Raw genomic sequence first — 12,232 nt, forward strand, 5'->3', positions numbered from 1 at the left:
CTGTGCTCGGCGACCACGTGTGTAGAGGCGGCGCGCCCGTCGCGGCTGGGACCAAAGACCTTGCGGGAGTGGGCTGGGCGGCCCTCCCGGCACCGACGTGTCCGAGCGCAGAGTAGTCGGTGCCGGCCACCGCAGAGCCGGGGCAGAGGGAGAGGCGATGGAGAGTCGACCCCGCGATTGGATGGCGGTTCGGGCGCACCGCGTCACCGCATCCGCCACGCACGTGACCGGCTGGTTGCGGAACGCGGCCGATGCGCACGGTGAGATCCGGCGCGGCGATATCGACGCCATCGCCACGGCGGCACATCTGCCCCAGGCCACGGTGGCCGGCTCCGCGTCGTTCTACGCGGATCTGACCGAGCCGCGACCGATCAGCGTGTGCGACGGCACCGGATGTTTCGTCGCGCGCGGCGGCTACCCGGCGGCACCGGGCCCGGACGAGCGATCGGTCTATTGCCTGGGAAGCTGTCATGCCGCACCAGCGGAACTGCACGGCGAGACATTGCTGAGCGGTTCGGAGCGCACGCCCGCACCGCCGATTCCCTACGCTTGCCGCGCCGCGGAGCCGGTGGTGCTCGCCGGACTGGTCGGTGACGCGCAGCCCTGGCAGGTGTGGGCCGAGGTGGTCGAGACCCGCCGCCAGCACGAGATCTGGCACGAGGTGGTGCGGTCGGGGCTGCGCGGCCGGGGCGGCGCCGAATACGTGGTGAGCGCCAAATGGCGTGCGGCCGTCCGGAATCCGGCCCCCCGCTATGTGGTCGCCAATGGCGACGAGGGCGATCCGGGCTCGTACTGCGACCGGCTGCTCATGGAATACGACCCGCACCGGGTGCTGGAGGGGATGGCGCTGTGCGCCGCGGCGGTGGGGGCCGACCGAGGAATCGTCCTGGTCCGTTCGGAGTATCCGGTGGCGGCGCGGACGATGCGCGCCGCCATCGACCAGGCCCGCGCATCGGGGCAGCTGGGCCGCGACATCCACGGGTCCGGACTCGACTTCGACGTGACCGTGCAGGTCGGCGCGGGCGCGTATGTGGCCGGTGAGGAGACCGCGCTGCTGCGCTCCCTGGAGGGTTTGCGCGGCACGGTGCAGACCCGACCGCCCTACCCGACCGAATGCGGCTACGGTGGCCGTCCGACCGTGCTGCAGAATGTCGAGACCCTCGCGGCGGTGCCGTGGATCGTGCGCAACTGCGGCGAGTCGTATGCGAAGCTGGGGCGGCCCGAGGAGACGGGCACCAAACTCGTCTGCCTGAACTCCGAATTCACCCGCCCCGGCGTGTACGAGGTGGAGTTCGGCGCCTCGCTGCGCTGGATCGTCGAGGACCTCGGCGGTGGGCTGCGCGACGGACATCGGCTGCGGGCCCTCCAGGTCGGCGGCCCCCTGGGTGGATTCCTCGCCCCCGACGAACTCGATACCGGACTGGCCACCGCGGACCTGGCCGAGCGGGGCGTGAGCCTCGGACACGGCAGCCTGGTCGCGGTGCCGGACACCGTCGGCGCGGTGGATCTGCTGCGGCAGCTGTGGACCTTCGCCGCCCGGGAGAGCTGCGGCGCCTGCGCCCCGTGCCGGGTGGGCACCCGGCGCGGACAGGAGCTGGCCGAGCGCATGGACGCCGCAGAGCCCGCCGCCGACGCGACGATGCGGCGACTGCTCGACATCATGCGCACCGGCAGCATGTGCGCGTTCGGCACCGGGGTGGCGGCGGCGGTCCGAAGCCTGTTGCGCGTCTATGGAATCCACGACCGGGGGTGACCGTGATGGTACGTGTGTACGTGGCCGGCACGCCGGTCGAGACCGCCGCCGCCGCGACGGTGCTGGACGCCATCCGGGCGTCCGGCCGTGAACTGCCCACCCTGTGCCACGACGATCGGCTGCTACCGCGCGGTTCCTGCCGTATCTGCCTGGTCGCCGCGGACCGACGCGCGGTCGCGGCCTGCACCACACCGGTCCATGACGGCATGATGATCGACCCCGGCGATCCGGTGGCCCGTGCCGCTGCCCGCGGCACCCTCGAGTTGATCGTCTCCGAACTGCCCGCCCGTGCACTCGGCATACCGCCTGAGCGCAGTGAACTGGTGCGCGTCTGTGCGAGCGTCGGCGTCGAGCGGGGTGCGTTCACCGGTGCCGTGCACACCAGCGGCACCGACGATTCGCATCCCTATATCGGCGTCGACCGGGACCTCTGCATCGCCTGTGGCCGCTGTGTCGCCATGTGCGCCGATGTCCAGGGCACCTTCGCACTCGAGTTGGCCGGTCGAGGCTTCGACACCGTCGTCACCGCGGGGGACGGCGGCACGTGGGCGCAGTCGCCGTGTGTGTCGTGCGGTGGCTGTGTCGACTCCTGTCCGACCGGCGCGCTCTACGACAAGCACGCCGTGGGCCGCACCGCGACCGCGACGACCACCACGACCTGCGGCTACTGCGGTGTCGGCTGCGCACTCGACGTGCACACCGACGCGGCGGGCATCGTGGCCGTGACCCCGACCCATCACGCACCGGTCAATCGCGGACACGCCTGTGTGAAGGGGCGTTTCGCCCACGGGTTCGTGACATCCGGTGACCGCCTCACCCAACCGCTGCTGCGCGCGGCGGGGCGTGGATCGCCACTGCGACCAGCCACCTGGGAGGAGGCCCTCGCGCACATCGCGCGGGAGCTGACCCGGGTGCGCGATACCCACGGCGGCGACGCCATCGGCATGATCTGTTCCGCGCGCGCCACCAACGAGGAGAACTACCTCGCGCAGAAGATCGCCCGAACGGTCCTGCGCACCAACAATATCGACAACTGCTCCCGGCTGTGCCACGCACCGACCGCGGCCGGGCTCACCGCGTCGTTCGGGTTCGCGGGCGGTACCAACTCCTTCGACGACCTCGACCGCGCCGACTGCATTCTGGTCGCGGGGGCCAATCCCACCGAAGCGCATCCGGTGGTCGGTTCCCGGATCGTGCACCGGGTGCACGCCGGGGCGCGCCTGGTGGTGGTGGATCCGCGCCGGACCGAACTGGCGGACCTGGCGGATGTGCACCTGCGGGGCGTGCCGGGGTCGAATGTGGCCGTCTTCAACGCGCTGGCTCGCCTGCTGCTCGACTCCGGCCAGGTGGACCACGACTATCTGCGTGACCGCACCACCGGACTCGACGAACTGACGGCCCTGCTCGCCGACTACTCCGCCGAGCGGGTGGCCGCTGTCGCGGGCGTGCCCGCGGCGGCGCTGGCCGATGCCGCCCGCCTGTTCGGCAGCGCGCGACATCCGGTGATCCTGTACGGCCTGGGCATCACCGAACACGCCCACGGCACCGACGGGGTGCGCACCCTGGCCAATCTGGCGCTGTTGCGGGGGACCGTCGGCACTGCGGACGGCTGCGGGGTGCTGCCCCTGCGCGGGCAGAACAATGTGCAGGGCGCATCGGATATGGGTGCGCTGCCAGATGTGCTGCCCGGCTATCAGCGGCTCGCCGATCCCGCCGTGCGCGAGCGGTTCTCCCGCGGGTGGGGAGTGCCGATACCGGAGCGGCCGGGCCTGCGCATCCCCGCCATGTTCGGCGCGGCACTAGACGGCGGCCTGCGGGCGCTCTACGTCATCGGTGAGGACCTGGTCAGCTCCGACCCCGACGCCGGGCATGTGCGGGCCGCCCTGGCCGCCTGTGAACTCGTCATCAGCCAGGACGTCTTCCTTTCGCGCACCGCCGAACTGGCGGACGTGGTGCTCCCGGCCGCGTCGTTCCTCGAGAAGGACGGCACCTTCGTGAATTTCGATCGCCGCTTCCAACGCGTCCGCCCGGCACTCGACCCACCGGGCGGGGTGCGCACCGACTTCGACATCCTGCGCGCGGTGGCGTCCGCCCTGGGAGCCGATCCCGGGTGCCCGACCCCCGCGGCGGCGCTGGACGAATGTGCTCGCCTCACACCGGCTTTCGGCGGGATCTCGCACGATCGGCTGGACCGGGTCGGACCGCTGCACTGGCCGTGCCCGGACCCCGGCCACCCCGGCACCCCCGTCCTGCACCTGGACCGCTTCGCCACCGCCGACGGCCGTGCGGCGCTCGCGGCGCGGCCATATCTGCCGCCGGGCGAGGAACCGGACGCGGAGTATCCGTTCGTCCTGGTGACGGGTCGCCGACTGGCGCACTACAACACCGGATCCATGACCCGGCGCACCCCCAACGCCGAACTGCTCGCGGGCGAAACCCTGGACATCGCACCCGATGACGCGGCAGCGCTCGGGGTGGCGGCGGGTGATCCCGTGGAGATCCGCAGCCGCCGCGGCCGGATGGTGCTGTCGGCGCGCCCCACCGACGAGGTCGCGCCCGGACAGGTCTTCACCGCCTTCCACTTCCCGCAGGCCCCTACCAACGAGCTCACCTCGCGGTCCGCCGACGAGGTCACCGATTGTCCGGAGTACAAGGTCACCGCGGTAGCCCTGCGGTCGTTCACCGAGGAGAGAAAATGAGTCTGTTGTCCGTACACCGTCACCCGGGTTCGCTGCTGCCCGATGTCGCCGATCTGTGGAATTCCGTACTGCCGCCGGATGTCCCGATGTTCGGCGCGCACCTGCTGCGGGTCGAGGACACCGTCGAGGACGGCCGCTACGTCATTCGCGCCGAGATCCCCGGCATCGACCCCGCCGACGCCCAGGTGTCCGTGCAGAACGGTCAGCTCACCATCAAGGCCGAGCGCACCGAACGCAAAGAGGACAAGGGCCGCTCGGAATTCCGGTACGGTTCCTTCGTACGTACCGTCGCACTGCCGCCGGGTGCGCAGGAGGACGCCATCGACGCCACCTACGCGAAGGGCATACTGACCGTCACGGTGCCCATGGCCGAGCCGCAGTCGCAGGCGAAGTCGATCGAAGTCAAATCCGGCGAGTAGGTGAACCATGTCGGTCGTCACGCTGACGATGAACCCCGCGATCGATATCGCGACCGGCACCGAACGTCTCGTGGCGACCGACAAGATGCGCTGTACGCCACCGCGATTCGATCCCGGTGGCGGCGGCGTCAACGCCGCGCGCACGGTCGCGGCGCTGGATGTGCCGGTCACCGCCGTCTTCCCGACGGGTGGCCCGGCGGGTGCGCAGTTCGAGGAACTGGTGCGCGACGCCGGAGTCGCCTACCGGAAGGTTCCGGTGGCCGGACACACCCGGGAGAATCTCGCCGTCACCGACGAGAACACGCGCGAGCAGTACCGTTTCGTATTCCCCGGGCCCCGCCTGACCAACCGCGAACAGCACCGCTGCCTGGCGGCGGTGGAGAAGCTGGCCCGCAATGCCCGCTACGTCATTGCCAGCGGCACGCTGCCGCCGGGCGTTCCGGCCGACTTCTACCAGTGGCTCGCCGATATCCTGTCCGATCTCGACGTGCGCCTGGTGCTCGACACCTCGGGCGCGCCGCTGCGGGCGATGCGCGGCGGCGTGCATCTGATGAAACCGAGTGTGCGGGAACTGTCCGACCATGTCGGACGCCCGCTCATCGGGCGCGCCGACCAGGTGGCGGCGGCACGCGGCCTCGTGGACAGCGGCGTCAGCGAGATCGTGCTGGTATCGCTGGGCGCGTCGGGCGCGTTCGCGGTCACCCGGGATACCGAGCGGTGGTACGCGCCGATACAGGTGGGCGTGCGCAGCGGTATCGGGGCCGGTGACGCCATGGTGGGCGGCACCACCGTCGGTCTGGTTCGCGGCTATCGACTCGATGACGCGGTGCGGCTCGGAATCGCGGCGGCCACAGCGGCATTGGGGACGCCGGGCTCGCAGCCGGGGTCGCGCTGCCGCATTCTGGACCTGTATCGGGAGCTCACCGCGGGCGCGGGGATGGACGAAGGTCCCCACGATGTCCTGCGTTCGACCCGTGTGCGCGGTGACTGACTGCGCGACGCTGGACTATGCCGGAAAACCGGTGGCCCACTTCGCAGGACAGGCCCGCACGATGACCGAACTACACCCGCTGGATTCCAGTTTCATGGAGCTCGAGGACGCCGACCGGCATGTCAGCCTCGGTATCGGCGCGGTGGCGATCCTCTCGGGTCCGCCGCCGACGCGTACGGAAGTCGTCGCGGCCATCACGGGTCGGCTGGCGAGGCAGCCGCGGTTGCGGCAGCGGGTCCGGCGCGGACCCCTCGACCTGGTCGCCCCCGTCTGGGAGGACGACCCGGATTTCGATGTGGCGCACCATATCCGATGGACCGCGCTGCCGGATCCGGGGGATGACGCGGCCCTGTGCGAATTCGTCGCGACCGAATTGGCGGAGCGGCTCGACCGCGATCACCCGCTGTGGCAGTGCGTCGTGGTGGAACGGCTGGCTAACGAGCGCTGGGCCCTGCTCATCAAGGCGCATCACAGCCTGGTGGACGGGGTTTCGGGCGTATCGCTGTTCGAGAGCCTGTGCGACGAGACGGCCGCCTCGGAGCCGGGCGCGCCCGCGGCCGCCGAGCCCGCTGGATCGGCGGCGACGGCCGCCGAGTCCGCCGGTGCGAGCTGGATCGACGCCCTGCGCCAGGGTGCGCGACTGCCGTTGGAGCTGCCCGGGCAGCTGCTCGGCCTGGTGACCGGTCTGCTTCCGGTGGCCTACGCCGCCGTCACGCCCGCGCCGCCGTCGTCGCTGATCGGGGCCATCGGCCGCCAGCGCCGCTACGCCATCGCCCGCACCAGGCTGAGCGAGGCCCGCGAGATCGGCGCGGCATTCGGCGCGACCGTCAACGACGTGGTGCTGGCCGCGATCACCGCCGCCTACCGCACCCTGCTGCTGCGCCGGGGCGAACAGCCCACCGCGCAGACACTGCGCGTCCTGGTGCCGGTCTCCATGCGCCCCGACACCGCGAAATACGTTCCCGACAACCGGGTGTCGGCCATGCTGCCGCTGCTTCCGCTCGATCTCGCCGATCCGGTGCAACGGTTGACCACCATTCACGAACACCTCGCGCGACACAAGGCCAGCGGTGCGCCGCACGCCGAGAAGTCGCTGCTGGCGCTGGCGGACCGGCTGCCCTTCGCGCCCGTCGCCTGGGGCGTGCGACTGCTCGGACATCTGCCCCAGCGCGGAGTGGGTGCGGTCGCGACCAATGTGCCCGGTCCGCGTCGGCCGCTGACCATGTACGGCAGGCGGGTCCTGGAACTGCTGCCCGCGGTGCCGATCGCGCTGCGCGTGCGCACCGGCATCGCCATTCTCAGCTACGACGACCAGCTGAACTTCGGCATCACCGGCGACTACGACAGCACCGCGGACCTCTCCGTGCTGGCGGAGGCCGTCGAAGCGGAGTTCCGGACCCTGCTGGCGCGGGTGCGTCGGCACAGCCCCAGCCCGGTCTGATCGTCGTCCGCTCGCGATGGGACCAAGGTCCCCACCCGGCGAGGACGCGACCGGTCCGAAGCGTCGCCGAAGGGCGGCGCCGCCGGTGACCATCGCTCCTACGGCGAGCCGGGCGACCGGCGGACCATTGAGATATGCGAAGGATCGATCCGGTGCCTCGGGCGAGGCGGACGACAACGGCGTCGTTCGGATGATCGGGTGTCGCGACGACGAGGTCGAGGCGTTGTTCCGGTCATCGTGCTCGACCGAATGGGACGTGGTGCGTGAGTCGGGTCTCGAACTGTGCGGAGAGGACTTTTTCCCCTGTCGCGAACTCGCGGCGGTTGGTGTGATGGATGACTGTTGACGAGTAGAGATAACAGGGAGGCGACCGCCGCGTGTTTTCCACCGAGCAGGAACACCAGTTGGTGGAGTTGGACCGAGCCGAGGCGATGAGTCTGCTCGCCTCGGTGCCGTTCGGCCGTGTGGTGTTCACCCGCAATGCGCTGCCCGCCATTCGCCCGGTCAACCATCTGGTCGGTGACGGGGAGATCGTGGTGCTGCGCACCCGGGTCGACTCCGGCCTGAGCGCCACCGTGCGCGCCCGCCAGAACACGGTCGTCGCCTTCGAGGCCGACGACATCGATCCGATTCGCCGCGCGGGCTGGTCCGTCGTCGTCACCGGTTTCGCCCGCGTCCTCACCGATCCGGATCGAATCGAACGCTACGAGCGGCTGCTACGCCCGTGGGTCGACCGCGTCATGGATACCGTGATCATCATCGAACCCACCCTGGTCTCCGGAGTACGCCTCATCGCGCCCTGAGCGGCGCGGCCCCACCATGCCGCCCAGCCACAACGTCGGGGGACCTTGTACGGCGCGGACCCACAGCGACGCGGACGGCGCCGCATCTGCCCGTCGCGGTTCCACCCGTTACGCCGCGCCAGCGCTCACCGTGTACTCGTAGTCGACCAGAACCGTCCCATCCCAACGCTTTCCCGTGAGCGTGACGGTCACCGTGCGGCCGTCGTCGGCGATGTCGACGACCCCGTACTGCCCGCCGCCCGGGTACGCTCCCTCGCTGTAGGGCCCGCCCTTCACATTGCCGGGCCGGTCCAGGGCCGCGGCGTGCAGGACCGGGAAACCGTGACCGGCCGTCGTCGAGTAGTCGCTGTTGGTGCCGTCGTCGATGGCGACCATATGGGCGTCACCCGCCACCATGAGCAGATTGCGCACCCCGGCGGCCGCGATGGCGTCGGCGATGCGGGCTCGCTCGTCCGGATGTCCGGCCCAACTGTCGGATCCGGGTTCGGCGGCGCCGATCCACGGCATCGAATTGCCCCACACCACCAGGGCGTGGGTGCGGCTGGACCGCACGATCTCGTCGATGAGCCAGGCCAGTTGTTCGGCGCCGAGCATGGTGGTGTCGGTTTCCGCGGAACGGGTGTCGGTGAGGAGGAAACGGACGCGCCCCAGCGTGAACGCCTGGTTGATGGTGCCGCCGGGGGACGGGAACGCGTAGTGCGGGACCGTGGTGCCGAAGGCCGTGCGGGCGGCGTCGCGGCCGGGGGCCTCGGCTCCGGCGTCGTTGGGCCCGTAGTCGTGGTCGTCCCAGACGTAGGCGATCGGGGCGCTGCGGTAGAAGGCGGCCTGGCCCGGTTGGGTGAGCAGCCGGTCATAGGCGTCGAAGAACGGTCCGGTTTCGGTGCTTTCGATATTTCCGTAGTGCAGATCGCCGAGAGCGAGGTGGAACAGCGGATTCTCGGCGTTGAGCGCGTCGAACACGGCGCCGTTGGAGCCCACCCGGGCGCAGGCCCCGGCGGTGAACCGGAATGACATCGGGCCCACCGACGGCGTGGTGAAACGGCCTGTGCCACGGGAGGTGTCGGGTTCGCCGTCCACCACCACCGTGTACCGGTAGGACGTATCGGGTCGTAGCCCCGCGGCATCCATGCGCACGACGCGGTGTGCCCCCGCGGCCACGGCCGCGGTGTCGACGGTCCCGGAGCCGTCCGCGGCGGTGATCCGCAGCCCGGCCGTCCGATATCCGTCGGCCAGGCGTGCGGTGACGGCGATGCCGTCCGCGCGCAGCGCACCCGACCACACCCAGTCCACCCGGTCCACCGCCAGCGCGGGCGCGGAACTGTCCGGATGCGTCGGCCCGAACTGGATGGCGTACACCCGATTCGCCCCGAACCAGGTGGTCGCCAACAGCAGCACGGTGACCAGCGCGAGCGCCACCAGCTCCCCGGCGGTGCGCCGATGCTGCCAGCTCAGCCACAGCAGCACGGCGGGTACCATGGCCCCGGCCGTCAACGCCATGGCGTAGCTCGGCTGGTACTCGATGGCGGCGAAGATACCCAGACAGGTGGCCGCGAAGGCGATGAGCACCGCGCCGATCGCCTCCCACCGCCACGCGAGCAACGCTCCCACCGACACCACGCCCGCGAGTGCCAGCTGCGCGGGCTTCTCGACGGCCGAGCCGAAGACGAAACCCTCCTCGCTGGCCGGTATGCCGACGGTCACGGTGAGCACGGCCAGCGTCACCGCCACGGCCGCGGCCGAGACGTGCGCGAGCATGCGGACCACCGAGGCGGCGGGCATGGTCAGGTGAACGACTCCGCGCGGTGGGTGCCGATGCTGCACCGGCGACCACGGACAGCCCCGGCAGGCCACGTGGGCGCGCGGCATGGCGATCAGCCAGCGCGCCCCGAACACCAGCGCCAGACCGACGGCCGCGCCGCCCAGCACATCGGTGGGCCAATGCCAGCCGTCGGCGACCCGGCTCACCGCCGCGCCGACGGCGACCGTGCCGAAGATCAGCGTGAGCGGTGTGACGACGCCGCGCCGATCGAGCAGCGTCGCCACCGCGAGCGGCACCAGTCCGGCCACGATCACCGCCTGGATCACATGCCCAGAGGGATACGAATCCAGTGCTCCGGCCATCGGTCCGTCCAGCGGGCGCGGCCGGTCGACGAGGACGCGCAAGGTCACGCTGGCGAGCAGACCGAAACCGGTCGCGGCGGCGTAGGCCACCGCCAGGGCGCGGCAGCGCATGGCCGCCAAGCCGACCAGGACGACATACACCAGGACCGTCGGGGTGGCGAAGGCCCGATCGGTGAAGTCGGTCCAGAACGGGATCGACAGTCCAGCGAACCAGTTCTCGACGTAGGCGTCGAATCCCTCGACCACGTACGGGGACGCGCCGAGGATGAGCGAGAGCAGCGCCGCCGCGGCCGTGGCGGCCATAAAGCCCGCGCCGAGACGCCAGCCGGGGCGCCCCAGCCACTCGTCACCGTCCACCGGCCGGGTGGTCAGCAGCGAATTGGTGAGTGCCCGGCTCCACCGGGCGGGCGGGCGCGGATAGCGGGCGAAGACGATCGCCGCGATCACGCCGTAGTACACCGCCGCGCCCGCCACCGCGAGCGAGACGATCAGCAGCCAGGCGATATCGGCCACCCACCCGGGCTGCTGGAAGAAGTTGGCGATCGAACCGATGGTCACGTACAGCGCCCCGCCCAGCAGCGTGATCGCGATCAGCAGATACACCGGACGCGGGCGCAGACCGCGGCGCGCGGCCGAATCCGGGGTGCCGGGGCCCATGGTGAAGCGGGCGACGGCGTGCCCGTCGATGCCCGCGCGCTTGGCCCGCGAGGCATCGCCGCTGGTGCGCACGAGTTCGCGGAGTTCACTGGCGAGCCAGAACAGCAGTCCCACACCCATGATGGCGGGGACGAAGATGTGGGAGCCGGTGCCGCCGAACAGTTCGGCGCGGCGGCGGTCGTCAGCGTGGGTGCGCATCGGGGGGTCCTTCGTCGAGCAGGGTCACGATGCCGGTGTCGCCGTCGACCTCCACCGGGCGGCCGTCGAGGGCGCGCGCCGCACCGGGCAGGTTGAAGACGGCGGGTACACCGAACTCGCGGGCCAGGATCGCCGCGTGCGAGAGCGGGCCGCCCTGTTCGATGACCATCGCGCCGCAGCGCATGAGCAGCGGCGCCCAGGACGGGTCGGTGGTCACCGCCACCAGCACCTCGTCGGTGCCGATCGACTGCTCGGGTGCGTCGAGATGCCGTGCGGTGCCGCGGAATCGGCCGCTGCCCGCCGCCCAACCGGTGAGTCGCCGTCCGGTCGGCACCGCGGTCGCGGTGGGGCCGGGAACGCCGCGGAAGTGCTGCGGCAGCGGATCGCGCTGTTCCTGGCGGGCCAGCCAGCGGCGACGGTGCGCGAGCGTGGCCGGGGCGGGCGGTGCGCCGTCGACGAGCGCGGGACGCAGTTCCCGCACCCGCAGCAATTCCACCTCCGCCGGTTCGGCCAGTGTGCCGCGCGCGGTGAGGCGGCGGCCGATCTCCAGGTGCACGCGCCGAATCTCCCCGCCCAGCAACAGGATCGCCTTCTTGGCGCGCTCCCGGCGTTCGAGCTGTTCGGCGGCCTCGTGGGCGAGCCGCTGGATCTGCCGGTGGCGCAGCCAGCGCGGCACCGCGGCACTCGGCCAGCGTTCGGTCTGCTCGAGCGTCGTCATGACCTGGTCGAAGGCGGCGGCACGGTCACCGACCGTGGTGGGGGAGAGGGGTTTTCGACCCAGCTCCAACCAGGTGGGGCCGGCCGGGATCGCCGCCGACGCCCGCGGTGACGCGCTGATGACCCGTTCCGGAACCACCAGGGCGTGCGCGAGCCGCCGGGCCCGCTCCGCGGGGACGTAGCGGCGCAGCACCGCCCGCAGCCCGGTGTGAATGGCCCCGGCGTCGGCGGCCACGCTGATCTCGGCGGCCATGGCGCGGGTGGCGAGGTCGATCAGCGCCAGCTGGTAGCGCAGCAGCTCGTGCGGCGGCAGACAGTCGAGAATCCTGGCGCGGGCATCGATCTCACCGCTCGCCTGGATCGCCACATCGGCGTCGAAGCGGGCATGCCGACGCACCGCCGCGGCCCGCAGCCGGTGGCGCACCGCCGCCGC

The 12,232-nt window shown here is 71.3% G+C and carries 9 protein-coding genes; 7 read left to right on the plus strand and 2 right to left on the minus strand.

The features are described 5' to 3' along the window. Positions 1-157 precede the first annotated feature (157 nt). The 7 genes from QK444_RS21810 to QK444_RS21840 all read left to right on the plus strand — a co-directional run bounded on the left by QK444_RS21810 (position 158) and on the right by QK444_RS21840 (position 8,106). Positions 158-1,753, plus strand: a complete 1,596-nt coding sequence (locus QK444_RS21810) for an NADH-ubiquinone oxidoreductase-F iron-sulfur binding region domain-containing protein (protein WP_282783143.1) — start codon at positions 158-160, stop codon at positions 1,751-1,753. 5 nt (positions 1,754-1,758) lie between these two features. Beyond that, a complete protein-coding gene (gene fdhF / locus QK444_RS21815) occupies positions 1,759-4,452 on the plus strand; it encodes a formate dehydrogenase subunit alpha (protein WP_282783145.1) in 2,694 nt (897 codons plus the stop codon). After that, positions 4,449-4,871 carry an Hsp20/alpha crystallin family protein gene (locus tag QK444_RS21820; protein WP_282783147.1) on the plus strand — a complete coding sequence of 141 codons (423 nt, stop codon included), beginning with the start codon at positions 4,449-4,451 and terminating at the stop codon, positions 4,869-4,871. Before fdhF ends, QK444_RS21820 begins: the two co-directional genes overlap by 4 nt. A 7-nt stretch (positions 4,872-4,878) precedes the next feature. Continuing rightward, entirely contained in the window at positions 4,879-5,862 is a 984-nt protein-coding gene (locus QK444_RS21825; protein ID WP_282783149.1) for a 1-phosphofructokinase family hexose kinase, read from the plus strand. A 61-nt stretch (positions 5,863-5,923) separates the two neighbouring features. Then, on the plus strand, positions 5,924-7,303 hold the full coding sequence (locus tag QK444_RS21830) for a wax ester/triacylglycerol synthase family O-acyltransferase (RefSeq protein ID WP_282783151.1): 1,380 nt from the start codon (positions 5,924-5,926) through the stop codon (positions 7,301-7,303). An 85-nt stretch (positions 7,304-7,388) separates the two neighbouring features. Continuing rightward, positions 7,389-7,649, plus strand: a complete 261-nt coding sequence (locus QK444_RS21835; RefSeq protein ID WP_282783153.1) for a hypothetical protein — start codon at positions 7,389-7,391, stop codon at positions 7,647-7,649. A 31-nt stretch (positions 7,650-7,680) separates the two neighbouring features. Then, a complete protein-coding gene (locus QK444_RS21840) occupies positions 7,681-8,106 on the plus strand; it encodes a pyridoxamine 5'-phosphate oxidase family protein (protein ID WP_282783155.1) in 426 nt (141 codons plus the stop codon). A 108-nt stretch (positions 8,107-8,214) separates the two neighbouring features. Here the strand turns inward: QK444_RS21840 and QK444_RS21845 are convergent, their stop codons facing one another. Both QK444_RS21845 and QK444_RS21850 read right to left on the minus strand, forming a co-directional pair. Further along, positions 8,215-11,082 carry an alkaline phosphatase D family protein gene (locus QK444_RS21845; RefSeq protein ID WP_282783156.1) on the minus strand — a complete coding sequence of 956 codons (2,868 nt, stop codon included), beginning with the start codon at positions 11,080-11,082 and terminating at the stop codon, positions 8,215-8,217. Next, positions 11,066-12,232, minus strand: a 1,167-nt coding sequence (locus tag QK444_RS21850; RefSeq protein ID WP_282783158.1) for a PEP-utilizing enzyme, incomplete at its 5' end; no start/stop codon positions are given. The genes QK444_RS21845 and QK444_RS21850, both read right to left, overlap by 17 nt.

Source organism: Nocardia sp. CC201C (assembly GCF_030010695.1).
GTDB classification, from domain to species: Bacteria; Actinomycetota; Actinomycetes; order Mycobacteriales; family Mycobacteriaceae; genus Nocardia; species Nocardia otitidiscaviarum.